The following is a 24,886-nucleotide window of genomic DNA, read 5'->3' as shown; positions in this document are numbered from 1 at the left end:
CACGCCCTCTATTAGGCATTCCAGCGAACTTGTAGTAAATTCACCCCATCCCAACAGCGAGTCATTTACCCCTTGTTAGCCGCCGTTCCTACCTTACCCACGACACTGGATGAAGCGCATCAGGTGATCGTGCGCCAACAGGAACGGATAACCGAGTTGGAGAAGCAAGCGGCACGGGTAGCGGTGCTGGAGCAACAAGTCGAAATGCTGCAAAAACAACTGGAAGAACTGGTTGCCAAATTCGGCAGCAGTTCGCGTAACAGTTCCAAAGCGCCGTCCTCCGACAGCCCGGAACAACGGGCGTTGCGTCCCAAACGCAAGGGGAGTAGCCGCCCACACGGTGGGCAACCGGGGCATCCGCGTCACGAACGGGCGTTATATCCTCCCGAACAAGTGACCCGTACCGAACAGTATTTCCCTGAAAGCACCTGTTCCTGTGGTGGGGCAGTGGCGATTGATTGGGGAAACCCTTACCGCCATCAGGTCACGGATATTGCTCCACCGCCGCCACCGGACGTGACGGAACACCAGTTTTATCAGGGTGTTTGCCAATCCTGCGGCATCAAGCACCACAGCCAGTGGCCGGATTGGGTGCCGAGCGGTCAAATGGGTGCAGGCGTGATCGCCTGGGTGGTGATTTTGAGTGGTCAGTTCCGCCTATCCATGCGCCAGATCCAGGTTCTGTTGTGGGAAATGTGCCACGTGCGTTTTAGCACTGGGGCTATCAGCAAGGCGCAAGGCAAAGCCATTCCGTGGATGGGGCCGCTATACCGTCAAGTAGGTCAGTATGTACGCGGACAAGCGGTATGCCACGCCGATGAAACCCGCCATTATCGCGGTACGAACACTTACTGGTTATGGGCATTGGCTGACCATAGCGTGAGTTACTTCATGACCCATTACTCACGCGGCAAGGCCGCCGCCGATGCCTTGTTGGGCAGCTTTACTGGCTATCTGGTCACCGACCACTTCAGTGGTTACGGCAACGTCCCACCCGAACGGCGGCAACTGTGTTGGGCGCATTTGATCCGCCACTTCCGCAAAATGGCGGGGCGTTGCGGCGAAGGGGGAAGCGTGGGCAAACGCCTGTTGTTACTCGCCTATACCACCGTCCGCACCCATCACCGCTGGCAACAACAACCCGATGAAGCCGCTCGCTACCAACGGCGGATACTCCGCTTGCGCCGCAGCTTCCAAGCCACGCTCAACAAAGGCTTGGCATTGGAGAATTGCAAACGCACCACCAACCAATGCAAGCATTTGCTCAAGGATGAGGCGATGTGTTGGACTTTCCTCAAGGATAGTCGCATTCCCCTCACCAATAACCGTGCCGAGCGGGTGATCAGGCCGTATGTGCAATGGCGGAAAACCAGCTTTGCCAGCCAGTCGGCACAAGGTGACAGATTCCGTCCAACGGTGATGACCGTGCTGGGGACGGCACGTCAATTGGGGATGAATATGGCGATATTGATGCGGGACATTTGCTCACAAGGCTTGGCTCATAAGTCTGTCTCGGTGCGCTTCCCTTTGGCTCAACCGTTAGCTTCTAACCCGCTACAGACGGCGTGAACGCTTACCATGGTTACAAGGCAAAGCGTATATGAAAATACGATGAGTTGAGTATGTACTGTGTGCATAGTGCTGATTTTTTTAGGGAAAATCGTGATGATCAACAGTTCAGTAGACAGTTTCTGGAGTTGTTTCTTGATGGAGATCCTCAAGACAGATGTGAATGGTTTGATTCTTTGGCGTTGGCTATAGCGGATCATATTGCCGAGTTTTCCTAATTTCCCCCATATCTCAGTGACATGGGGGCGAATGATTTTCCCCCCTTCACACACACCACCTGCTTGAGCGTATGCAGCACTTCCACCAAATCACTCTGCGCCGCCATTACCTTATCAATCGGCTTGTAAGCCGACGGCGTTTCATCAATCACGCTTTCATCCACGCGGCATTCCACCCCGGCGACGGCGCGTTTATGCTCCTCCAGCGACACGCGGCGTTTCGCCTCAGTACGCGACATCACGCGCCCCGCGCCGTGGCTGCAACTGCAAAAACTTTCCTCATTACCCAGCCCGCGCACGATGAACGATTTTGCCCCCATGCTGCCCGGAATAATCCCAAGCTGACCTTTTTGCGCACTCACCGCGCCTTTGCGCGTTACCCACACATCCTTGCCGTAATGGTGTTCGCGGCTGATGTAGTTGTGGTGGCAATTCACCGCCTCCACGTCCGCCGTGAACGGGATCGGCAACACCTCGCGGATCGCCTGCAAAGTACGCGCCATCATCAGCTCGCGGTTGGCTTGTGCGAAATCCTGCGCCCACGCCGCTTATACCGATAGATCATCCGTTCATCCCTTGCCTTGAAACGTTCTTCCCGCGTTCGTCTAAGTTTTTCTGAAGGATTATTCAAGTGCGATTGTTCAAAGAATGAATTTAGAATGATAAAAGGTATTAACCCCACGCCCAGTTACAACCACAGCATCAAACGCCAGCCGTTAAAGCGCGTCTCGACCAAATCAATCAAGCCTTGCAACCTTATCGCGAGGCTTACAATCCGAAGGGAGAAATCGTCGCGCAAACCAAGAAAAGCACGCTGACTATCCTGAAAGCACTGCCGAGTGAGCTGTTTGAAACCACTCAGGCAGATTTTCAAAAAGCCGTCCGCCAAGACTTCCAAGTGACGCAAGGAAAAACCTATAACGTTTCCGGCACTGATTTGCTGGATGCGATTGAGGAAAATACCCGCTCTGGTCATACGGCAGGCGCAGACAACAATAAAAATGGGGCGTTTGACCCGTCCAGAGATCGGCATGGTTTGGGAAAAGTCATTGATAAATTTACCGACAAGGTACTGGATAACCCCATTGTCCGTACCGTGGCACAAATCGCACAGTTCACACCGCTAGCTCCCGTTGCGTCTGTAGTGAACACGGTCATCACCGCCCGTGATGTTGTCAAGGCGGTGGATGAGGGCAATATCAAATCACTTGCCAGCGCGGTTATCGGCGCAGGACTATCGAGCAAACTCAGCAACAGCCTCAATCTGGCGGGTGACGCGACCAAAATCAGCGTGGCGCAACAGCTTCAAAAACACGCACTGGATGGCTTGACCCGCGCCACGGTCAGCACGGTGGTTGAAGGTGGGGATTTTGATGATCAGCTCAAATCCAGCCTCAAAGCCACGGCTGCCACTATCGTCAGCCAAATCGGGGCAAATAAGATTGGGGATTTGTACAGCGAGGGCAAGCTGAATAATGTTACCCACAAACTCGCCCATACCGCGTTGGGTTTTGCGGCGGGTACTGTGGCTAATGGCGATGGTATCAGTGGCGCAGTGGGCGGCTTGGCAGGCAGTGTGGCGGGTGAATACTTTCAGTCGGAAAATGCAGCGGTGTTGGCGGCGGCGGCATCCGCTGCGGTGCTGGGCAAAGATCCGTTGCTTGCCGCAAACGTCGCGGGTACGGCGGATCACTTTAATCGACAGTTACATCAAACGGAAATTGATCCGAGTAAAAAGACAAAATATGATATTAAATCCAATGCGGGCGGTGGAGGGTGGTATTGATGGCGCGTATGCCGTATTTGGTCATGGTGGAAAGGTAGAAATAAAAATTGATATTAATATGGTAAAGAGTATTGCTGAGTATAAGCTAGCTTCTATTATTCATCATGAAACGATCCATGCAAGGCAATTTTCTGATGGAATAAACTATGCAGATAAAATCGGGAATGCACTCAATGAAGTTGAAGCTTATGATGCTCAAATTCAGATGGTTAAGGAACTGGGCAGTAAGCCTGAAGATTATGATAAAAGCTATGTAAATAGGCTTATGGGAGATACATACAGGGGGCTTTATTACAATCAATTGCCTTCCAGTTATCAAGATAAAGTCAGCAAAGGAATCTATAGGAAATGAATAGAAGTATATTTTATATATTCGTAGCATTTCTTCCGTTATTTTTTTCTCAATCCACTAGTGCTGGTCTTGCAGAGAATGGACCTCAAATAGATTTTGAATTTGAAATGAAACTATCTCAACGACAAGGAGATGGACAATCTATATTGTTCAGTTTATTAAATTCAGGCAATATTGACCTACTGATCAATAGAGAGGCTTTTGGGGTGGAGGGAATAGTGCTTTTCAAAAAAACAAAGTGTGAGTTGATCAATGAACAGAGGAAGAAAGTTAACACCACTAACAACATGATAAAATTACATATTACAGCCCATTTAAAAGAGAACTATTTTATTAGGTTATTGCCAGGGGAGTTTTTTGGTTTTGAAACCTCAATAGGTTTGTTAGCGATGAAACATAACCTGCATGAAGGAAAGTATACGTTTCAATGTAAAGTTGATGGCGACCAAATTTCAAACGAAGAGGGATTGCCTATTGAAGCTTCAACTAAACAAGTTGAGTTTTATCTGCCAAAAGATCAAAGTGTAGATTGAGGTGGTTACATAATTCAAGAAATTTCCGGTGATTTTTTCAAAGATCATGTTCAATCTCAACGTGGCAATAATAATGACGATTAAATCCAGAGGTGAATTAAAAAAGGCTCAATATGTGTTTCAGGGTCTTGTCTTTCTTGGCATTGCAAACGTCACGGACAGCGGTAAAGTTAGCCATTTCCGATAACCAAGGAGAGGCTTCATGACCTCGCTCATCAGTATTTCCAGCCTGACCAGTGATGCCGCCTGTTTCGAGCAAGTCCGTTCCCTGCGTTGGCCTAATGGGGTGATTTGTCCGCACTGCGGTTCACAGGAAACAATCCGTCGAGGCAAGAATGACACCCAGCAGGAACGCCAACGTTACCAGTGTAAGGATTGCCAAAAGCGTTTTGATGATCTGACGGGGACGGTGTTTGAAGGTCACCACCAGCCGCTGAAGGTGTGGGTGTTGTGCCTGTACCTGATGTCGTTGAATCTGTCCAACCAACAAATCGCCCGCGAATTGGGGTTGAACAAGGATGATATTCAGGCGATGACGGAACAGTTACGGCGTGGTGTCGAGAAAAAAAACGCCAGTAAGCCTGTCTGGGAATGTTGAGTTTGATGAACTCTACGTCAAAGCCGGACACAAGGGAAATCCCGAAGCTGTAGCGGATGCAGGGCGTGAAGGCCGCCGCCGCGCCCTGAAAGGTGCGCCGGGACGTGGGACACTGGAAAAGGACAAACCACCCATCTTCGGCATGATCCAGCGTTCGGGGGAAGTCATGATCCGTATGCTGGCGAATGTGAAACAAGTGACGATCAAGCCGCTGATTTTGGAAACGGTGACGGCAAGCACACTGGTGTACACCGATGAGTACAACATTTACAGCCGGTTGGAGGCATGGGGTTATGCCCACAAAACCGTCAATCATGGTGCAGGCGAATATGCCCGTGATGAAGATGGTGACGGTTTCCATGAAGTTCACGTCAACACGATGGAAGGTTTTTGGTCACTGTTGCGCTCATGGTTACGCCCACATCGGGGCATCTCACAAGAAAAGCTGCCGTGTTACCTTGCGCTCTTTGAGTATTTGCACAACCTCAGGAAACGGGGGCAAGCAGCCCTACATTCCTTGCTTTCACTGCTGCTGCGATAAGACCCTGAAACACATATTGAGCCTTAAAAAATAATAAGCAGACATTATCATGTCGATTTAAATTAAAAATATGGCTGAAAGTTTGTTTCCTCTTCGCTGGTGCATATGGAGTCATAATGTTTTTTGGCAACTTAGTTGCGCCACTCTTAGTTTGGTTAGTTACCGGGGTTTTTACATGGCACTTTAATGAGTACAAAGTGTTAATAGATATTCTTTTTGGTATGTTTTTTGGATTTGTAACGGGGAGTTTAATGATGCTGTATGAATGGTGGATGACGCGATAATTACCCATCTTAAACCAAAGAAATTTATAGATGGTTGGCATTAGACACGATAACTTTGGGATAGTTACTTACCTATCAACGAGTTAATTTGAGCTGATATTCTCCCCTCCTCAAAGGTCGGGGAGAATGATTTTTACCCCTTCACACACACTACTTGCTTCAACGTATGCAGCACTTCCACCAAATCACTCTGCGCCGCCATCACCTTATCAATCGGCTTGTAAGCCGACGGCGTTTCGTCGATCACGCTTTCATCCACACGGCATTCCACCCCCGCAACGGCGCGTTTATGCTCATCCAGCGACACGCGGCGTTTCGCCTCAGTACGCGACATCACGCGCCCCGCGCCGTGGCTGCAACTGCAAAAACTTTCGGCATTACCCAGCCCGCGCACGATGAACGATTTCGCCCCCATGCTGCCCGGAATAATCCCAAGCTGACCTTTTTGCGCACTCACCGCGCCTTTGCGCGTCACCCACACATCCTTGCCGTAATGGTGTTCGCGGCTGATGTAGTTGTGGTGGCAATTCACCGCCTCCACGTCCGCCGTAAACGGGGTCGGCAACACCTCCAACGAATCGGGCAAGTCGGCTGCGGTCAAGGTGGTTTTCGCCGCCATCATCCCGCAACCCAAATCCACGTCCACCGCCGCCGGAATAATCGCCCCCACGGTCGGAATCACGCTGCCAATCGTCGCACCTTTTCCCAAATGCACATCCGGCATCGCCGCCACCCACTGGTGAATAAATGGCATCTGCGCAATGTTCAGCAATTGCTTTTTGGAGTTGTCGTCAAAAGGCACGCCTTTAGTCTACGCCTTAACAGGCGCGTGGCCTGCTTCGTGGAGGACTTCATAGGAAGTGGCGGTAGTGCTCATGGTATTTTCCTTGCTTGTCGTTGGTTACGCCTTAAAAAGATAAAAGCCCTATCTTTCTATTTATTCCTGCGTTAGCAGGAACAACCTTGCATATTACTCGCGATACGCTATTATTCCTTGCATAGCAGGAATAATGGTAACGCACCATGGCAAGACCGCTCACACCACTTCCCACGCCCCAGCAATCCGGCGCACTCACCCCCGAACTGCTAGGGCAATTCATCCGCGCCAAACGCACTCAATCAGGCTTACGCATTGACGATGCCGCCGCCTTACTCGGCGTTGCCAAAGATACCCTAAGCAAGCTGGAGCGCGGACACCACGGCGCACAACTCGGCACATTACTGCAAGTGTTAAACGGGCTAGGCATCACACTAACCGTGGAAACGTGGACGGAGGGCGAGAGCGATGACTGGGTTTGAACACCGCCTACAAGTTTGCTTTGGGGAACAACCCATCGGTTTTCTACAAACCGACGCACAGGGGCAATTAACGCTGGCATACACTGCCGCATGGCAGGCAAACGGCTTTGCGATTTCGCCACACTTACCGCTCACTTCAGCAGGAAGCCATCCAACAATGCAACGCTTCTTACGCAACTTGCTGCCAGAAGGTCAAGGCTTCGACACCCTGCTGGAACACCAGCAACTAAGCCGTGCCAACACCTTTGGCATCATCCGCGCATTAGGTGCAGATACCCCCGGCGCATTGCAATTTCTGCCTGAAAACGCCCCATCGACACCGACCAGCTTACGCAACATCGCCCCCACCGAATTGCAGGAACGCCTCAATAACTTACCCACCCGCAACCTGATCGTCTGGGATAGCAAGCCGCGCCTATCCGTCGCAGGCGTACAACATAAAATCAACGTGTTAGCCGATACGCAAGGCGAGTTAGCTTTTGGTGAAGGTAAGTTATGCTCGACCCATATTCTAAAGTTTGAACCCGCTAACCAGAACCATGTGGTGCTGAATGAATACTTGTTGATGCAGCTTGCCAAAGCCATTGGCTTAAACGTTGCTGAAGTGGAATTGCGGCGTTTTGGGCAACATCGTGCTTTGCTGGTGACACGCTTCGACCGCAAACGCCAAGGCGATACGGTATTGCGCCGCCATTTGATCGACGGCTGCCAAGCCTTGGATTTACCGCCCGAATACAAATACGAACGCAATTTCGGCAACAGCCGCGACGTAGCCAATATCCGCGAGGGTGCAAGCCTGCCGCGTTTATTCGCCTTCTGTGACCAATGCCATTCACCCGCCCTAGCGCGTAAAACCTTGTTGGCATGGGTATTGTTCAACCTCATCATCAGCAACTGGGATGCTCACGGTAAAAACATCAGCTTTTTCGTCGGCAAAAACGGTATCGAACCTGCACCTTGCTACGATCTGATCAATATCGCGGTGTATCCCGAATACCAGCAGGAACTGGCGATGGCGTTGGGGGATGACTTAGATACTCGTATCTCCGCCTTTCAATTGGCAGATTTTGCCGCGAGTTGTGGTCTGTCGCGCTCACTGGTGCAGGCAACACTGATCGCCATGTGCAAGCAGGTCGTGGAACAATTGCCCCGCGTGTGGGCGGCGTGTGTATTGAAAACATCGGCAGAACAGGAGTTTGCAGCAAACTTGCGGGATAGCATTCAGCAGCAGACAAGCTGCTTGCTGGAACATACGGGTATGATGCGGGGTTCAACGATGTCTTGCATGGGGTGAGAAAACGCCACTTTCCAGTAGGCATACATCGCCAAGTGCTGCTCAAGATTTAGGGTGACGGATGTAGGCAAGCGGCAAATTTCATGCAACACCAGAAACGGCGCATCGCCACCGATTTCCAGCGATTGCGCAATGAGTTGCTGCCATGCGGCGGTGTCGTGATAGGGGAAACGGCAGTCGATGTGGGCGTAGAATTCTTGGTAGGTCATGCGGAAATCTCACGTTATGATGGAGTATGGAAACGCAAATACAGGTGTTCAACATGCAAATTATACTGGAGATACCCGAAGACTTGGGGCACAGCACGCTTCCCGAACTGGAAAAGCAAATCAAGCTGGAAGCGGGTATTGCCCATCTCCTTATACACAAGTTCCCAAGCTGATGTAAGATAAGCAATTTACACCCATGAACTGGTCATCTAGCGAACTCACCGATCTTGATTTGGGAGACAAGCGCCTCGAAACACGCGCAGCCCATATTCTCAACGCCATGCTAAAAGTGCCCCAATCCAGTATCCCCAAGGCTTGCCAGAGTTGGTCAAGCACCTTGGCGACGTACCGTTTCTTCTGGAATGAAGCGGTGAGCCATGATGCTTTGATGGCATCCCACTTTGAAGCGACAGAGTGCCGAATTCGTCAACAAGACTCGCGGATTATCCTGTGTATTCAAGATACGACCGAACTGGACTTCAATGGACAGGAAACCGAGGGCTTGGGGCGGTTATCCTACGATAAGCAACGCGGGATGTACCTGCATCCGACCTTGTGTATTACCCCAGAACGTTTGCCGTTGGGCATCACCGATACGTGGATGTGGTCACGGGGATTGAGCAAAGCGGCCGACCAAGCCAACCCCAGCATCAAAGAAAGCCGTCGTTGGATTGAAGGGTATGAACGGGTAGCCGAACTGGCGGCACGCTGCCCTGAACACCGCTTCATCTATGCTGGCGACCGTGAAAGCGACTTTTACGACTTGCTCCAACGGGCGCAAGCCTTGAATTACCCGGCTGACCTGCTGATACGGGCGCAACATAACCGTGCATTAGGAGATGACCTCAAACTGTGGGATGCCATTGAGCAACAACAGGCGTTGACCCGTATCACCTTTACCAAACCGCGCAAGCAGGGTGAAAAGCCCCGCAAAGTGGTACAAGAAATCAAGGTGTTACGTTATACCTTGCGTCCCAAGAGTCAGCATCCGATGCTATTGACCTTGGTTCAAGCCAAAGAAATTAACCCACCCGCCGGAAAATCGCCCCTCATTTGGCGTTTAGTCACCAACCGTTGTGTGGAAACAGCCGATGCTGCCTGTGAACTTATCGACTGGTATCGAGCGCGTTGGGAAATCGAAATGTTTTTTGATGTCCTGAAAGTTGGCTGTCGCGTCGAAAAACTGCAACTGGAGACCAAAGAGCGCATCGAAAAAGCCCTCGCGCTCTACATCATGGTGGCTTGGCGGATTATGTTTCTGATGCGGTTGGGGCGTACCTGCCCAGAACTTCCGGCTGATCTGGTGTTTGACCCGCTGGAATGGAAAGTATCCTTCCGGCTCGGCAAAAAAGCACTACCCGATGGCATACCTACCCTCAATCAAGTGATCCGCAATCTGGCAGAACTGGGTGGCTTTTTGGGCAGAAAATCCGATGGCGAACCGGGGGCTAAAAGTATCTGGTTGGGCTATTCACGAGTGCTGGACTGTATTTATGGTATTCAGATGGCTAGTGAGTTGGGAATGGATTGATTTGTGTATAAGGAGATGGGTATTGCCCTGTTTCATGCAGCGGGAATATCCGCTGCTTGTGAGTTTGCAGGCATAGATCGTTACCGCTTTTACGAAGAATGCGCGAAACGCGATATTCCGGTGGTTAACTACGACCCCGGCGAACTTGAAGCGGAATTGAAGACATTGCGCGATTGTTGTGTGCCAAGGAAAAAGGGCTGATTTCAGCAATCAAGCCCTATACGATGGTGATTCAGCAAACCAACTTTTACCTCAGCGATTGGGTAGTGAGTGGTATTTTACGGTTGGAGAGGTAGTATTAAGCAGTTTTTCCTAGGTGTATGTGAGGTTAATATATTTAAAGTGAATAGATTGAAGTTTATTCAATAGTTCCCCCAGTTTGTCGATGGGGAATTCACACTTAAACTCTTCTTTATGAGAATTTTTGTCATAAAAAATAATCACGTCATTTGATCTGACTTCCACGTTTGCATGAGCAACCGCATTTCTGATATGCCGAATAAAATCTACATTTTGAATATCACTCTTATAAGTTGAGGTGATATTTCGTGCATTTTTTTTTACAAACTCACGAATGTTTTCGTATTCTGTCGGGTAAGTATTCTGCATAACCTCCTTCGGAAGAACCAACATTGAATAGAGGGCGATCATGACGAACCCCTTATTACCCACACCCATTTTCTGTAAGTGAGACTTAAACCACGGAGTTCCAAAGTTCATTTTTTCGAAATAATCGGATTTTACAAATCCATGATTATGTAACTCAGCTAACAAAGAATACGTCATAGAGCTTTGAAGTAAGAGATCATCTTTCTGCTCTATCATCAATTTTTCAGTCATTATCTAACTCCTTACTTTCAGAATTTTTTGAATTAACCCTTCACACACACCACCTGCTTGAGCGTATGCAGCACTTCCACCAAATCACTCTGCGCCGCCATTACCTTATCAATCGGCTTGTAAGCCGACGGCGTTTCGTCGATCACGCTTTCATCCACACGGCATTCCACCCCCGCGACAGCGCGTTTATGCTCCTCCAGCGACACGCGGCGTTTGGCCTCAGTTCGCGACATCACGCGCCCCGCGCCGTGGCTACAACTGCAAAAACTTTCGGCATTACCCAGCCCGCGCACGATGAACGATTTCGCCCCCATGCTGCCCGGAATAATCCCAAGCTGACCTTGTTGCGCACTCACCGCGCCTTTGCGCGTCACCCACACATCCTTGCCGTAATGGTGTTCGCGGCTGATGTAGTTGTGGTGGCAATTCACCGCCTCCACGTCCGCCGTGAACGGGATCGGCAACACCTCGCGGATCGCCTGCAAAGTACGCGCCATCATCAGCTCGCGGTTGGCTTGCGCGAAATCCTGCGCCCACGCCACCGCCTCCACGTAGTCGCGGAAATGCGGGCTACCTTCGGGGATGTACGCCAAATCCTTATCCGGCAGATGGATGAAATAGCGTTCCATATCCTTTTTCGCCTGCTCGATAAAGTGCGTACCGATGGCATTGCCCACCCCGCGTGACCCGCTGTGCAACATCACCCACACGGTTTGGGTTTCATCCAGACACACCTCGATGAAATGGTTGCCCGTACCCAGCGTCCCCAAATGCTTCAAGTTATTGGTGTTTTTCAGGAACGGGTGCTTCTCGCACAACCGCTGGAAACCCGCACTCAACGCCAACCATTTTTCCAGCACATCGTCCGGCGGATCACCCCAACTGCCGGTATCGCGTTTACCACGAATCGCCACGCGCCCATGCGGAACAACTTTCTCAATTTTGCTACGCATTGCCTCCAACGAATCGGGCAAGTCGGATGCGGTCAAGGTGGTTTTCGCCGCCATCATCCCGCAGCCCAAATCCACGCCCACCGCCGCCGGAATAATCGCCCCCACGGTCGGAATCACGCTGCCAATCGTTGCACCTTTGCCCAGATGCACATCCGGCATCGCCGCCACCCACTGGTGAATAAACGGCATCTGCGCAATGTTCAGCAATTGCTTTTTGGAGTTGTCGTCGAAAGGCACACCTTTTGTCCAAGATTTAACAGGCACGTGACCTTCTTCATGGAGGACTTCGTAGGGAGTGGCGGTAGTGCTCATGGTGTGTTCCTTGCAGTATTGTCGTTGCTTACACTGACAATACTGCAAGGGATGTGCCAATGGAAAAATAGCACCTAGATAATTGAAAAATAATACTATTATACATGCTGCATTTTTATGTGGTTGGTAGATTTCTATTTTTGTAGATAGAAATCTATCGCTTTAGATTTCCGCCAACAGTTTCTCCGTCATCCGCGCCGCCTGCTCCCCATAACCGCTGCCAAACAGGTTGAAGTGGTTCAGAATGTGGTACAGGTTATACAGCGTTTTACGCACCGCATAGCCCGAATCCAACGCCCAAGCCGCGTTATACGCCGCGTAAAAATCCACCCCAAACCCACCAAACAGCTCACTCATCGCAAGGTCGGTTTCGCGGTCGCCGTAATACACGGCTGGGTCGTAAACCACTGGGCTGCCATCCGGCAAATACGCCAAATTCCCACCCCACAAATCGCCGTGCAACAACGACGCCACGGGCTGATAATCGGTAAACAATGCGCCGATACCCTCTTTCAAGCGCAAACCTTGCTCATAAGAACGCGGCGGATAGCCGTTACGCCGCGCCCGTTCGAGCTGAAACCCCAGCCGTTCTTGTTGCCAAAATTCCACCCAGTCGTGCGTTTGAGTATTGCGCTGCGGGCTTGCGCCGATGGTATTGCTGCGAAACCAGCCGTGTTGCGCAGCAGTATGAAGGTGCAGCGCTGCGAGTTGCGCCCCCGCTTGTTGCTGATCACCGTGTTCTTGCAGCGGCAAATATTCCAGCAACAGATACGCTTGTTGACCTTGCACCCCGTAACCCAGCGGTTCAGGGGCATGAAGGCTGGAACTCGCACGGATCGCGTGCAGCCCATCCGCTTCCGCCGCGAACATTTCCAGCAAACTACCCTGATTTACTTTGAGGAAATAGCGACTATCATCGGCAAGTGTTACCGTACTGGTTTGGTTGATACAGCCGCCGCTGGTAGCGTCGACACGCGCAATCGCAATGCCCGAACCAAGTTGTTGCTGGAGCATGGATAAGATCAGATCAGTACTGCTGGATTTCATTAAACTTGAACCGGGGGATATGACATGAAGAACGCATTGTGTGCCGCACTCGCTCTCTTAGCAACCGTCCAAACACCTGCCAACGCTGAACCGCGTCAGTGGAATGTCGGGCTTGCCGCTACCGCCACCCAATCCCCCTTCGTGGGTGGTGATACGCAAATCGGTGTCAAACCCGTGATCATCAAAGAAAACGGCTTTGACCTGATCGGCCCCGCATGGTCATTCAGTGCCACCCCAACCCGCGAGTTTTACCTCGGCGCGGGGGTGGATGATTGGGATGCCAAACGCGGCGACAGTGCGGTATTGCAAGACATGGTAGAACTGGATCAAGCCCTCAACTTACGTGTGGGCGGCGCATGGAAACTGGCTACCGGAGTGGTCAACGCCGATCTCGCCCAAGACATGGTTGCCCACAAAGGCGCTCAAGCTAAATTGCGCTACACCCATCACCCCGACACACCGCTCAACCTGCGCCCGTATGCGGAATTGCAATGGCTTTCTGCCGACCTCACCGACTACTACGTGGGCGTGGATGCGGCTGAAGCCAAAGCGGGGCGCCCCGCCTATCAGGCAGATGATTCACTTGCGCTAAAAGTTGGCGTTAAAATGGAAAAGCCGCTCAGCCGCCGCCTGACCTTGGTGGGCAGCGTGAGCGCCAACGGCTATGGTAGCGCCATTGCGGACAGCCCAATCATCGACAGCAGCACGGTGTGGGGCGGGTACGCAGGTGCTGCTTATCGTTGGTAAGCAACACCTTCAAACGGAGAGCATAACCATGACCGTATTTACCATCACTGGCGAAGTTGACCCATTCCTCCACGTTGCCATGCAGAAAGGCGACAAGATTTATTGCGAATCCGGCGCAATGGTGATGATGGAGGCCAACCTTGAGTTAAAAGGGCGCATGACTGGCGGGTTAGGCAGTGCCTTGATGCGGCGCTTCACCAACGGCGAATCACTCTTTCAGCAACACATCGAAGCAACGCGCGGCGCAGGCGACTGCCTGCTTTCCCCTGCGCTACCCGGTGGCATGGAAATTATCGACGTAGGTGCACGCCAATACTTGCTGAATGATGGCGCATTCGTCGCCGCCACCTCCGGTACAGAAATGAAAGTGCGCACCCAAAGCGTTGGCAATGCCTTATTCGCGCAATCCGGCGGCTTTTTCGTCATGGAAACCTCGGGAACAGGGCAAGTGGTGGTATCCGGTTTTGGTGCTATGTTCTCGCTGGACGTTGAACCGGGCAAAGACCTCACCATTGATAACGCCCATGTGGTGTGTTGGGACAGCACCTTGCACTACGAAATTTCCGTCACCACCAGCAGTTCCGGCGGCGGTTTAGGCGGTATGTTCGGCAATCTGGTTAACAGCGTCACCAGTGGTGAAGGCGTAGTGTTGCGCTTTAGTGGGCGTGGCAAAGTGCATATTTGTTCGCGCAACCCCGGCTCGTTTGCCACGTTGGTCCGCAAACACATGCCTGCTTGAATAGGTAACGAGCGGGTGGCTAACGTAACCTCAACTGCTGCCCCGCGCTAATACTATTGGAAGTTGCCAACTGATTGAGAGAAACCAGACGCTCGATGCTAACGCCTGTTTGGCGAGAAATGGCATAAAGCGTGTCACCCACCCTCACCACGTACCGATCCACCACCGCTCCTGATGATGAACCCATATTGGCGGGCGAAGTCACTTCCCTCGGCAACATCAAGGGTTGAGCAGAGCTGACTTCAGACTGCTTCAGTGGCGACGCTATATTGGCTAGATCAGGTAGTTTCAGGGGCTGACCTTCTTTCAGGTTATTGAGAGATGAAAGTTGGTTAAGAACGATCAGGTTCTCGATAGGAACGCCCGATTTACGCATGATCGCGTACAAGGTATCACCCTTTTGCACGATGTAAAAATTGTCGGTAGTGCTCGGCATGTTGACAGAAGGAACAGTGGGTGGAGAAGCCGTCAACGGGTTGGAACGAAACTGTTCAAAATACATAGCATCCGTTGAACTAGAACTGCTCTTCATCGGAAGGCAGTTATACGTACCCTCAGCAGCCCATGTTGCCCCGCTAGCCATTGTACAGATCAATAAGAACGACCGCCCTGACCGTACCGAATCAATGAAAAAAGTATCAGCTAACATTATCACCCCCCCCTTGTTATTATATATTTATACACACACTGCAATGTTAAAGCCACTGACAGCGACTCTTTTTAGCCAATAATCATATCATCTATAAGACAAACATATAAGCATATGTCTTGAATGCCTATTCGACAGATAGGTAGCTCCTTTCGTCCGTCATTCGCGGCTTTTTTTCTACCGATTGTCTGCTGATAATAACCGTCGGTTACGGTCATCACCCTCATTTTTGCGCCTGTCTATGGGGGGCGTTTCTATTAATCTGCTTTATGAAAATATGGAGTCATCAAATAACAAACACACAAGAAGAGAGAAGCCAAATGAAAAAAAATAAATTAATCAATTACTTATTACATTCCATTGGATGCATCTTTATTCTCTTTCAACTGTTTGGTAGTGTCGCCAGTGCTGATTACCTTGTTTACCAAGTGAGTAACGTGCAGCACTACGACATTTACGAAAAACCTCAAGCCGTTTATCAGCCGACCCCAGAACCGACCAACCGCTCGCAGAACATCGGCAAAGCCTCTTATTACGGCATTCAATATCACGGTCGTCCAACCTCTAGTGGTGAAACCTACGATATGTATGCCATGACTGCTGCGCACCCTAATCTACCTTTCGGTACACGCATTCGTGTTACTAACTTACAAACGGGGCAATTCGTCATTGTTCGCGTCAATGATCGTGGCCCATCCAAACCGGGTCGTATCGTGGATGTTTCGCAAGCCGCCGCAGAGCATTTAGGGTTGCTCCTCAATGGTACTGCTGACGTACAAATAGACATCGTTGGTTAACACCCTTCATCTACCAACCGATTCACCCCGCTGACCAACGCTTTGATGGACGCGGTAATAATATTGCCGTCAATCCCCACGCCGTAACATTCAGCACTACCCGCGCCCGCCTGCCGCAATTCGATGAAGGCACAGGCTTGCGCGTCACCCGCATCAATGCTTGCACCAATAGAACGCTCCTCGTAACTACGCACTTGCACCCGAATGCCCGCCCCTTGCAAGGCATGAACTGCCGCATCAATCGGCCCATTGCCCGTACCCGTCAATTCGTGCTGAATGCCATCGCGCTCAATCACTAAGCGGATGCCTTGCGCATTACCCTGTTCAAACAAATGGTGTTCGCAATAGCGCACGGGCTTGGCAGTATCCAAATACGTCGCGGCAAAAATGCCCCAGATGTCGCTGGCGTTCACTTCGCAGCCGTGTTGGTCGGTGTGGTCTTTCACCACGCTGGAAAACTCGACCTGCAAGCGGCGCGGCATCACAATGCCGTAAGCACTTTCCAGCAAGTACGCAATGCCACCTTTGCCCGACTGGCTGTTAACGCGAATCACTGAATCGTAACTGCGCCCCACATCCGCCGGGTCAATCGGCAAGTACGGCACATTCCAGAACGACTCCGCCGTTTGCACCGCCAAGCCTTTCTTGATCGCATCCTGATGCGAGCCGGAAAACGCGGTAAACACCAAATCGCCCACATACGGGTGGCGTGGGTGGATCGGCAGTTGCGTGCAATATTCCGCCGTCCGCGCCACCGCATTGATGTCGGAAAAGTCCAAACCGGGCGCAATGCCTTGGGTGTAGAGGTTTAATGCCAAGGTCACGATGTCAACGTTGCCAGTGCGTTCGCCGCTGCCGAACAAGCAACCTTCGACCCGATCTGCACCCGCCAACAACGCTAATTCAGCGGCGGCAACGGCTGTGCCACGGTCATTGTGCGGATGCACGCTGAGGATCACGCTGTCGCGACGGGCAAGCTGGCGGTGCATCCATTCAATCTGGTCGGCGTACACATTCGGCGTTGCCATTTCGACCGTCGCGGGCAAGTTGAGGATCACGGGTCTGTCGGGTGTCGCCCCCCATGCAGCGGTCACGGCATCGCATACTTCGCGGGCAAACTCCAATTCGGTGGCGCTGAAGGTTTCGGGGCTGTATTCCAAGACCCACTCGGTTTCCGGCTGGTCGGCGGCTAAGTGCTTGATCAATTCCACCGCTGACACTGCCATACCCAACACATCCGCCTTGCTCATGCCAAACACGGTGTCGCGGAATGGCTGGGAGGTGGCGTTGTAGACATGCACAATCGCCCGCCGTGCGCCGCGTAAGGACTCCATCGTGCGCCGAATCAAGTGTTCCCGCGCTTGCGTCAACACTTCGATGGTGACATCGGCGGGAATGTGTTTGCCTTCGATCAACTCGCGCACAAAATCAAAATCGGTTTGCGACGCGGAAGGAAACGCCACTTCGATTTCCTTGAAACCGATGTCGCAGAGGGTGTGGAACATGCGCATTTTGCGCTCAACATTCATCGGCTCGAACAGCGCCTGATTGCCGTCGCGCAAATCGGTACTCATCCAAATTGGCGGCTGGGTGATGGTACGGCTCGGCCATTGGCGGTCAACCAATGCGACGGGCAGGAACGGCTTATATTTGGTGGAAGGCTGTTTCAACATGGCACGCTGCTCTAGTAGTTAATGCGGTTAGTTTAAAAGAAACGGCGTGGCAGGCGATTGCGTTTTGAGGGATAAAAACCTATCGTATTGGCAGTAAATTGCTTAAATCAAATTAATAATGGAATAATCATGCAACTCGACCGCTACGACTGGCACATCCTGCAAGTGCTGCAAGACAATGGCTGTATCAGCAACCAAGATTTAGCTGACCGCATTGGGCTGTCGCCTTCGCCCTGTTTGCGGCGGGTACGGCTGTTGCAAGAAGCAGGCTTCATCACCGGCTATCGGGCGTTGCTGGATGCGAAAAAGCTCGGTCTGTCGCTGATGGCGTTAATCCACATCTCGATGGATCAGCACACGCCGGAACGTTTCGACACCTTTGAAGCCCGCATCGCCGACATTCCCGAAATACTCGAATGCCTACTGATCACCGGGCAATCCGCCGATTACCAGCTCAAGGTGGTGGTGAAGGATATGGATGCGTATCAGGCATTGCTGCTCAACCGCATTACGCGCATTCCGGGGGTGAGCGGGGTGCATTCCAGCTTTGTGTTGCGGCGGGTGGTGGATAAGACGGCGTTGCCGCTAACATGACCGCATTAGGACGGCTTGCTAACGAATTGCAGTACTAAAGCTGATTGTTTAAGCTGGTGGCAATTGGATTTAACCTTAGGTGCTGCTATGTCTACTGTCGTCCGTGTTGCTTGCCCCCACGATTGCCCGGATACCTGCGCTATGTTAGTAACGGTGAATGAGGCAGGGCGGGCGATTAAGGTGGAAGGTGACCCGAACCAACCCGCTACTGACGGCGTATTGTGCACCAAGGTCACGCGCTATACCGAACGCACCTACCACAAAGACCGTTTGCTGTACCCGATGCGCCGGATGGGTAACAAGGGTGAAGGCAAATTTGTCCGTATTACGTGGGATGAGGCATTGGATGAAATTGCCTCCCGCCTCCAAGCTATTGCCCAACGCGCACCCGAAGCCATTGTGCCGTATAGCTATGGCGGAACCATGGGCTATGTGCAAAGTGAAGGCATGGCCGCACGCTTGTTCAATAAACTGGGTGGGTCACGGCTAGACCGCACCATTTGTGCCAGTGCAGGTGCTGCCGGGATGCGTACCACCTATGGTGCAGGGGTTTGTTACCCGCCACTACGCAATTGGAGCATGGCGACATCCACAAATCGTATGGACACCGTTACATCTTGCTCAGTAATCCGGCTATCCAACCTTGAAATTCATCCTGTGGATGCTGCCCAACGTGGTATTCAGGAAGGACAAGACCTGCGAGTCTTCAATGAGCGTGGTGAATTTCAGGTAAAAGCGGTAATCACTGAGCGCATCCGCCCCGGCGTGGTGATGGCGTATTCGATCTGGTGGAAAAAAATGGGGCGCGATGGCAAAAACTGCAATGAAGTTGCCAGCCAAGCCCTCACGGACTTGGGGAATGCAGCGACGTTTTATGATTGTTTGGTGGAAGTTGCCTAAATTCCATGTTGCCCATTACCCCGTAATATTTTTTCTCTGTACACGACAAAAAATTCTGACCGCTTGTAACTCACTGATTTATCATTCTTCAAGGTTTATACCTACAACAAAAAATCAAACACTTACAGAGCTACAGAAAAAATTGTCGTGTACAGAGCTAGAAGATTTTTCACTTCCATTGCCATTTATCGACATATCTCAACCAATAGTACGGTTGGATAGGGCTACACCGACATTTTGGCATAACCTGAATATACATCTATTAGCCAACAGGATACTCAGGGATGGAACCCAAAACTTGCACTTTATCGAAAAATTCACCTTACAAAGCTAACACCTTTGGACTTGCATCGTGCATCACTGATCGCATTCAGCAACAAGAATGACGATGGAGGGTAGTATCCGTAAAACTTGTGTTCCACCGATCCAAGATTTGCTGCAAACAAATGGCTTCCAAGATTTTCTACAGGCTGGTACACAAAAAAATGGCAGCATCAATCTTCTCCGAAATGCTAAAGAAGCGAGAGACATGAACCCGATAGACTTTGTACTTGCCGTTGGCCCTACGGGTAAATGGGATTACAAAAATGATAAGCTAGCCAGCAAAAACCAAGACATGATTGGTGGTCAAAACATGTTGCAACGCTTCGGTAATTTCCACTTTGGTTATGTTGCCGCCGCCAATGATTTTACATTAGCAGAATCAATGGCCGGTGCTGGATTAGTTCAACACTTCCTACAGGATGGAAATCCCATCAATACGCCTGTTCTAGATAAGATTTTGGATCAAGTCACTGATGTTTCTTCTGAAGATGCCGAGGAAGCTGAGTATCTCACCCACGCTGGTTATGAATGGTTTGATAATGCTGGGGATGCTGCCGACATTCTAGATGGCTGGAATTTTTATCATGAACAAGAGCGCAAAAACTAATAATGGCCTATCACTCCCGCATTTCCCATTGGTTAGTGCTCTGGCTCTCTCTTTTAAACCTCACCGGGTGCGACTTTTTTATTGGTCATCCCCCCGATGAAAAGGTCTCACAATATTTCACTAGTCACTACGAACGTTTTGAAGAACTCAAAAACATGTGTAAGACGTTCCCTAATATCATGGAGATCACTGATGACGGAAAAGCTTTCCACCTGAGTGAAAAAACGGGAGCGCAAGTAATCTGGACAGACGACGACATGGCAGCAAAGAATAAAATGCAGCGCCTACGAACGGTATTGGGGTTGGAGGCTGTTTCTTGTAGCTATTACCCAGAAGTTGAGCCTGAAATTCAAGGCGCACGTTTCATTGTAGATACTTGGGGACTATCTGTCAGTGGTGGTATGTCTGCTATCGATTACTACGAAAACTGTAAACCTCTGGGCAACGTGGGTGTGCCTGACGTATATAGCATCACACTTCCACTCAGCAAACCTTGTTGGTTTTTATACCGTTCTTGGTGAAAATGTTGGTGACGGTGAATACAGCAGGGCGAGCCATTAAGGTGGAAGGCGACCCGTACCACCCCGCTACTGACGGCGGCAAGCCGAATGCTGAAATCTTCCGCCTGATAGCGGCCCGCATGGGGCTAACGGATGCGTGCTTGCAGGCAGATGATATGACCATTGCCAAGCAAGCCTTCCATTGGGATCACGCCCACACCCGTGATATGGCATGGGAAACGCTGCAAACCCAAGGTTGGCAGAAGCTCGCGGTAGCCGATGCACCGTTTGCTAAGGGTGGTTTCCCCACTCCATCGGGGCGTTGTGAATTTGCTTCCAGCGAACTGGCGGCATTGGGCTTAGACCCGCTCCCGGATTATTTGCCACCGTATGAATCGCCACAAAGCAACCCCGCCTTGGCGGCACGTTTCCCGCTGATGCTAATCAGCCCACCTGACCGGCATTTCCTCAACACCAGCTTTGTGAATGTGGATAGTCTGCGTACCAAAAAAACAGAACCAACCCTTGAAATTCATCCTGTGGATGCTGCCCAACGTGGTATTCAGGAAGGACAAGACCTGCGGGTCTTCAATGAGCGTGGTGAATTTCAGGTAAAAGCGGTAATCACTGAGCGCATCCGCCCCGGCGTGGTGATGGCGTATTCGATCTGGTGGAAAAAAATGGGGCGCGATGGCAAAAACTGCAATGAAGTTGCCAGCCAAGCCCTCACCGACTTGGGGAATGCAGCGACGTTTTATGATTGTTTGGTGGAAGTTGCCTAAATCCCGTGTTGCCTATTACCCTGTAATATTTTTTATACCCAATAATCTGTCGATGTTATATTAGCCACATCTTCAACCGTACACGAGTTAGGGCTACTCATGGACAAGCGGCAACAATCCGAAACTGACATGGAAACCAAATACATCATCCCCGCCTTGCACAAAGCGGGGTGGGATGTGATGACACAGGTTTTCCAGCAATTCCCACTGACGGCTGGCAAGGTTCATGTGCGCGGGCAAGTCAGCAGCCGTGGTAAACCGCAACGTGCCGACTTCGCCCTGTTTTACAAACCCAATATTCCGCTGGCGATTATTGAAGCCAAGAAGAACACCAAAAGCATCGGCGCGGGGCAAGATCAAGGGCGAGCTTATGCGCAGATGCTGGATGTGCCGTTCGTATTCACCTCCAACGGTGATGGCTTTATCTTTCATGACAAAACCAATCTGGAACAGCCCAATACTGAACTGACACTCGACCAATTTCCCACCCCAAGCGTTTTGTGGGAAAAGCTGTGTCGCTGGAAAGACTACCAACCCGACCAGCAAGCCCTGCTGGGGCAAGATTACTACGACGATGGCAGCGGCAAAGCCCCGCGTTATTACCAGATGCAAGCCATCAACAAGACCATTGAGGCCATCGCCCAAGGCAAAAATCGCGTGTTGCTGGTGATGGCAACCGGCACGGGTAAAACCTTTACCGCGTTTCAGATCATTTGGCGCTTGTGGAAAGCAGGGCGCAAACAGCGCATCCTGTTTCTGGCTGACCGCAATATTCTGGTGGATCAAACCAAGAACAACGATTTCCGACCATTCGGCACGACCATGACTAAGATCGAAGACCGCAAGGTGGAAACACATTACGAGGTGTATTTGTCGCTGTATCAAGCCATCACTGGCAACGACGAAGCCAAAAAGATTTACAAGCAATTCCTGCCCAACTTTTTTGACCTGATTGTGATTGATGAATGCCACCGTGGCAGTGCGGCGGAAGATTCCGCATGGCGTGAGATTCTGGACTATTTTTCCGGTGCGACACACTTAGGCTTAACGGCAACACCCAAGGAAACCACTACCGTTTCCAATAGCTATTATTTTGGTGAGCCGATTTACACTTACTCGCTCAAACAGGGCATTGATGACGGCTTTCTTGCGCCCTACAAAGTGGTGCGAATTGATTTTGACCTTGATAAAGAAGGCTGGACACCCAAGTCCGGTGAAAAAGACAAATACGGCAAGGTGATTGAAGCGCGTACTTTTAACCAGCGGGATTTTGACCGTTCGCTGGTGGTTGAGAAACGTACCCAAGCCGTTGCCCGCATCATCACCCAGCACCTCAAAGCCACCAACCGCATGGATAAAACCATCGTGTTTTGCGCCGATGTCGATCATGCCAATCGCATGAAGCTGGCACTGGAAAACCTCAATGGTGACAAAGTGGCGGAAGATGAACGCTACATCATGCAAATCACGGGCGACAATGCCGAAGGCAAGGCGCAGTTGTCGTATTTCATTGATTCAGGCTCACCCTATCCGGTCATCGCCACCACCTCGGAGTTGATGAGTACCGGCGTGGATGCCAAAACCTGCAAGCTGATTGTGCTGGATCAGCGCATCGAATCCATGACCAAGTTCAAACAGGTCATCGGGCGGGGTACGCGCATTGATGAGGATTACGGCAAAACATGGTTCACGATTATCGACTTCAAGGGCGCGACCCAAAACTTTAAGGATGATGCGTTTGATGGTGAACCTGTCCGGGTTTACACCCCTAGCGGTGAGGATGATGGTACGCTTGATCCCGATGAAACCGATCTCGATGATACAGACCCAACACCACCTGACGATAACGACAACGGCACAGTCGTTGACCCTAAGCCGCCCCAGCCACGCGTGAAATATTACATCGAGGGCGAATCCGTTGAAGTCGTGCTAGAACGCACCCAGTATTACGGCAAAGACGGGCTGGTGACGGAATCCATTCGTGATTACACCCGCCAAGCCGTGAGTAAACATTACCGCAATCTGGATGCTTTCCTGAAACACTGGAACGCAGCCGAACGCAAACGCGCCATTATTGCCGAACTGCAAGCCCACGGCGTTATCTGGGATGAACTGGAAAACAAGGTCGGTAAAGAGCTGGATGCCTTCGACCTGATTTGCCATGTGGTCTATGACCAGCCGCCGCTGACGCGCCGTGATCGTGCCTTGCAAGTCAAAAAGCGTGATGTGTTTACCCGCTACGGTGAACAAGCCGCCAAAGTGCTGGCAGCCTTGCTGGATAAATACGTCGAGCAAGGCGTGGAAAGCCTTGAGGCTATTGAGGCGCTTCAACAAGAGCCGATCAAACAACTGGGTACACCGCGTCAGATCATGCAAGCCTTCGGCGGACGCGCCAAATACGACGAAGCCCTGCAAGTGCTGGAGCAGCAATTGTATGCAAGCACTTGACGTGCTGATGTTGTGATGCAGATACTTAGCATATTGATGCTTAATGAGGTATTGGCACATGAGAACGACCATTCAACTGGATAATCACCTACACGAAATGGCGCGGCAATATGCACTCGCCAGCGGTAGAACCTTTACTGCACTGATAGAAGAAGCCCTGCGTGAAAAGCTGATGGCTCGCCCCATGCAGAAAAACCGGATTCGGGTAAGGCTGAAGACCGTGCAAGGTCAGGGTATCCATCGTGGGGTTGATCTGGATAGCAATGCGGCGCTGTTAGATTTGATGGAGGCTGACTGATGCTGCTGTGTGATGTGAATGTATTGGTTTACGCCCACCGCGAAGATGCCATCAACCATGCCGCTTACTTGCAATGGCTGGAAGACGTGATCAATTCAGATGCCAACTTTGCGGTATCGGAGCTGGTTTTGAGTGGTTTTTTGCGTATCGTGACTCATCCGAAAATTTTTAACCCGCCGAGTTCTTTGGAAGACGCGCTGGATTTCATCACCGCAATCCGCCAGCAACCTAATTGCACCGTCGTTACACCGGGAACGCGGCATTGGAGTATTTTCCAAACCTTGTGTGAAACGGCGAATGCGAAAGGCAACCTGATTCCTGATGCCTATCATGCTGCATTAGCGATTGAGTCAGGATGTGAATGGATCACGACTGATCGAGGTTTTAGCCGTTATCCGGGGCTACGCTGGCGCACGCCGTTTTAGCAACACCGAAGCACTGCCCCAAAAGTGCTATTATCGC

26 protein-coding genes and 2 pseudogenes are annotated in these 24,886 nt (G+C 51.1%); 20 read left to right on the top strand and 8 right to left on the bottom strand.

Going from position 1 to position 24,886, the window contains the following annotated elements; all coding sequences use genetic code 11:
• Positions 1-72: 72 nt before the first annotated feature.
• Complete coding sequence (gene tnpC / locus J1836_RS07290) at positions 73-1,569, top strand: IS66 family transposase (RefSeq protein WP_207250411.1); 1,497 nt, start codon at positions 73-75, stop codon at positions 1,567-1,569.
• A gap of 214 nt (positions 1,570-1,783) precedes the next feature.
• Here tnpC and J1836_RS07285 read toward each other — a convergent pair.
• Positions 1,784-2,320, bottom strand: a pseudogene (locus J1836_RS07285) (RtcB family protein); the annotation flags it as partial.
• 215 nt (positions 2,321-2,535) lie between these two features.
• Between J1836_RS07285 and J1836_RS07280 the strand changes: the two are divergent.
• The 4 genes and pseudogenes from J1836_RS07280 (at position 2,536) to J1836_RS22060 (ending at position 5,597) form a co-directional block, all read left to right on the top strand.
• Positions 2,536-3,573 (top strand): DUF637 domain-containing protein, encoded by a 1,038-nt coding sequence (locus tag J1836_RS07280; protein WP_207250410.1) that lies wholly within the window; start codon positions 2,536-2,538, stop codon positions 3,571-3,573.
• Positions 3,533-3,925: a hypothetical protein gene (locus J1836_RS07275; RefSeq protein WP_207250409.1), complete on the top strand. Its 393-nt coding sequence runs from the start codon at positions 3,533-3,535 to the stop codon at positions 3,923-3,925. Before J1836_RS07280 ends, J1836_RS07275 begins: the two co-directional genes overlap by 41 nt.
• Positions 3,922-4,458: a hypothetical protein gene (locus J1836_RS07270; RefSeq protein ID WP_207250408.1), complete on the top strand. Its 537-nt coding sequence runs from the start codon at positions 3,922-3,924 to the stop codon at positions 4,456-4,458. Before J1836_RS07275 ends, J1836_RS07270 begins: the two co-directional genes overlap by 4 nt.
• A 202-nt stretch (positions 4,459-4,660) precedes the next feature.
• Positions 4,661-5,597: pseudogene (locus tag J1836_RS22060) on the top strand (IS1595 family transposase).
• A gap of 417 nt (positions 5,598-6,014) precedes the next feature.
• Here the strand turns inward: J1836_RS22060 and J1836_RS07260 are convergent.
• The gene (locus tag J1836_RS07260; RefSeq protein WP_242632761.1) at positions 6,015-6,683 is read right to left on the bottom strand and encodes an RtcB family protein; all 669 of its coding nucleotides are present in this window, start codon (positions 6,681-6,683) and stop codon (positions 6,015-6,017) included.
• 221 nt (positions 6,684-6,904) lie between these two features.
• On the opposite strand from J1836_RS07260, the gene J1836_RS07255 reads away from it, so the two are divergent.
• Together J1836_RS07255 and J1836_RS07250 are read left to right on the top strand one after the other, a co-directional pair.
• Entirely contained in the window at positions 6,905-7,180 is a 276-nt protein-coding gene (locus J1836_RS07255) for a helix-turn-helix domain-containing protein (protein ID WP_207250407.1), read from the top strand.
• Positions 7,167-8,474: a HipA domain-containing protein gene (locus J1836_RS07250; protein ID WP_207250406.1), complete on the top strand. Its 1,308-nt coding sequence runs from the start codon at positions 7,167-7,169 to the stop codon at positions 8,472-8,474. The genes J1836_RS07255 and J1836_RS07250 overlap by 14 nt, the downstream gene beginning before the upstream one ends.
• On the opposite strand, the gene J1836_RS07245 is transcribed toward J1836_RS07250, so the two are convergent.
• Positions 8,402-8,683, bottom strand: a complete 282-nt coding sequence (locus J1836_RS07245) for a hypothetical protein (RefSeq protein WP_207250405.1) — start codon at positions 8,681-8,683, stop codon at positions 8,402-8,404. The genes J1836_RS07250 and J1836_RS07245 overlap by 73 nt on opposite strands.
• A gap of 196 nt (positions 8,684-8,879) precedes the next feature.
• Here J1836_RS07245 and J1836_RS07240 point away from each other — a divergent pair, with 196 nt between their 5' ends.
• Positions 8,880-10,214, top strand: coding sequence for an IS4 family transposase (locus tag J1836_RS07240; RefSeq protein WP_207249434.1), 1,335 nt, complete (start codon positions 8,880-8,882; stop codon positions 10,212-10,214).
• Between the two features lie 15 nt (positions 10,215-10,229).
• Positions 10,230-10,415, top strand: coding sequence for a UPF0175 family protein (locus J1836_RS07235; protein WP_207250404.1), 186 nt, complete (start codon positions 10,230-10,232; stop codon positions 10,413-10,415).
• Between the two features lie 111 nt (positions 10,416-10,526).
• Here the strand turns inward: J1836_RS07235 and J1836_RS07225 are convergent, their stop codons facing one another.
• From J1836_RS07225 to J1836_RS07215, 3 genes are all read right to left on the bottom strand, one after another.
• The gene (locus J1836_RS07225; RefSeq protein WP_207250402.1) at positions 10,527-11,054 is read right to left on the bottom strand and encodes a HEPN family nuclease; all 528 of its coding nucleotides are present in this window, start codon (positions 11,052-11,054) and stop codon (positions 10,527-10,529) included.
• 32 nt (positions 11,055-11,086) lie between these two features.
• A complete protein-coding gene (locus tag J1836_RS07220) occupies positions 11,087-12,319 on the bottom strand; it encodes an RtcB family protein (RefSeq protein ID WP_207250401.1) in 1,233 nt (410 codons plus the stop codon).
• A gap of 162 nt (positions 12,320-12,481) precedes the next feature.
• Complete coding sequence (locus J1836_RS07215) at positions 12,482-13,366, bottom strand: fructosamine kinase family protein (RefSeq protein ID WP_207250400.1); 885 nt, start codon at positions 13,364-13,366, stop codon at positions 12,482-12,484.
• 24 nt (positions 13,367-13,390) lie between these two features.
• Between J1836_RS07215 and J1836_RS07210 the strand changes: the two genes are divergently transcribed.
• A complete protein-coding gene (locus J1836_RS07210; RefSeq protein ID WP_207250399.1) occupies positions 13,391-14,113 on the top strand; it encodes a MipA/OmpV family protein in 723 nt (240 codons plus the stop codon).
• Positions 14,114-14,141: 28 nt separating this feature from the next.
• Entirely contained in the window at positions 14,142-14,852 is a 711-nt protein-coding gene (locus J1836_RS07205) for a TIGR00266 family protein (RefSeq protein ID WP_207250398.1), read from the top strand.
• 19 nt (positions 14,853-14,871) lie between these two features.
• Here J1836_RS07205 and J1836_RS07200 read toward each other — a convergent pair whose 3' ends face one another.
• Positions 14,872-15,384 carry a LysM peptidoglycan-binding domain-containing protein gene (locus J1836_RS07200; protein ID WP_207250397.1) on the bottom strand — a complete coding sequence of 171 codons (513 nt, stop codon included), beginning with the start codon at positions 15,382-15,384 and terminating at the stop codon, positions 14,872-14,874.
• A 437-nt stretch (positions 15,385-15,821) separates the two neighbouring features.
• On the opposite strand from J1836_RS07200, the gene J1836_RS07195 reads away from it, so the two are divergent.
• Complete coding sequence (locus tag J1836_RS07195; protein ID WP_207250396.1) at positions 15,822-16,298, top strand: septal ring lytic transglycosylase RlpA family protein; 477 nt, start codon at positions 15,822-15,824, stop codon at positions 16,296-16,298.
• Here the strand turns inward: J1836_RS07195 and leuA are convergent.
• On the bottom strand, positions 16,295-17,971 hold the full coding sequence (leuA, locus tag J1836_RS07190) for a 2-isopropylmalate synthase (protein WP_207250395.1): 1,677 nt from the start codon (positions 17,969-17,971) through the stop codon (positions 16,295-16,297). The two genes, J1836_RS07195 and leuA, sit on opposite strands and share 4 nt — an antisense overlap.
• A gap of 129 nt (positions 17,972-18,100) precedes the next feature.
• Here leuA and J1836_RS07185 point away from each other — a divergent pair, with 129 nt between their 5' ends.
• The 8 genes from J1836_RS07185 to J1836_RS07150 all read left to right on the top strand — a co-directional run bounded on the left by J1836_RS07185 (position 18,101) and on the right by J1836_RS07150 (position 24,849).
• A complete protein-coding gene (locus J1836_RS07185) occupies positions 18,101-18,565 on the top strand; it encodes an Lrp/AsnC family transcriptional regulator (RefSeq protein WP_372447668.1) in 465 nt (154 codons plus the stop codon).
• Between the two features lie 87 nt (positions 18,566-18,652).
• On the top strand, positions 18,653-19,465 hold the full coding sequence (locus tag J1836_RS07180) for a molybdopterin dinucleotide binding domain-containing protein (RefSeq protein ID WP_207250394.1): 813 nt from the start codon (positions 18,653-18,655) through the stop codon (positions 19,463-19,465).
• A 388-nt stretch (positions 19,466-19,853) separates the two neighbouring features.
• Positions 19,854-20,396, top strand: coding sequence for a polymorphic toxin type 44 domain-containing protein (locus J1836_RS07175; RefSeq protein ID WP_207250393.1), 543 nt, complete (start codon positions 19,854-19,856; stop codon positions 20,394-20,396).
• Between the two features lie 2 nt (positions 20,397-20,398).
• Complete coding sequence (locus J1836_RS07170; RefSeq protein WP_207250392.1) at positions 20,399-20,917, top strand: hypothetical protein; 519 nt, start codon at positions 20,399-20,401, stop codon at positions 20,915-20,917.
• Complete coding sequence (locus J1836_RS07165; protein ID WP_242632760.1) at positions 20,890-21,678, top strand: molybdopterin dinucleotide binding domain-containing protein; 789 nt, start codon at positions 20,890-20,892, stop codon at positions 21,676-21,678. The genes J1836_RS07170 and J1836_RS07165 overlap by 28 nt, the downstream gene beginning before the upstream one ends.
• Positions 21,679-21,777: 99 nt before the next feature.
• On the top strand, positions 21,778-24,126 hold the full coding sequence (hsdR, locus tag J1836_RS07160; RefSeq protein ID WP_207250391.1) for an EcoAI/FtnUII family type I restriction enzme subunit R: 2,349 nt from the start codon (positions 21,778-21,780) through the stop codon (positions 24,124-24,126).
• A 58-nt stretch (positions 24,127-24,184) separates the two neighbouring features.
• A complete protein-coding gene (locus J1836_RS07155) occupies positions 24,185-24,424 on the top strand; it encodes a CopG family transcriptional regulator (protein WP_207250390.1) in 240 nt (79 codons plus the stop codon).
• Positions 24,424-24,849, top strand: coding sequence for a type II toxin-antitoxin system VapC family toxin (locus J1836_RS07150; protein WP_207250389.1), 426 nt, complete (start codon positions 24,424-24,426; stop codon positions 24,847-24,849). Before J1836_RS07155 ends, J1836_RS07150 begins: the two co-directional genes overlap by 1 nt.
• The last annotated feature ends 37 nt before the right edge of the window (positions 24,850-24,886 follow it).

It is taken from the genome of Thiothrix fructosivorans, from assembly GCF_017349355.1.
In the GTDB taxonomy this organism is placed as follows: Bacteria; Pseudomonadota; Gammaproteobacteria; order Thiotrichales; family Thiotrichaceae; genus Thiothrix; species Thiothrix fructosivorans.
Note: the sequence above shows the minus strand (reverse complement) of the source record. Positions and strands in the feature narration are given on the sequence as shown.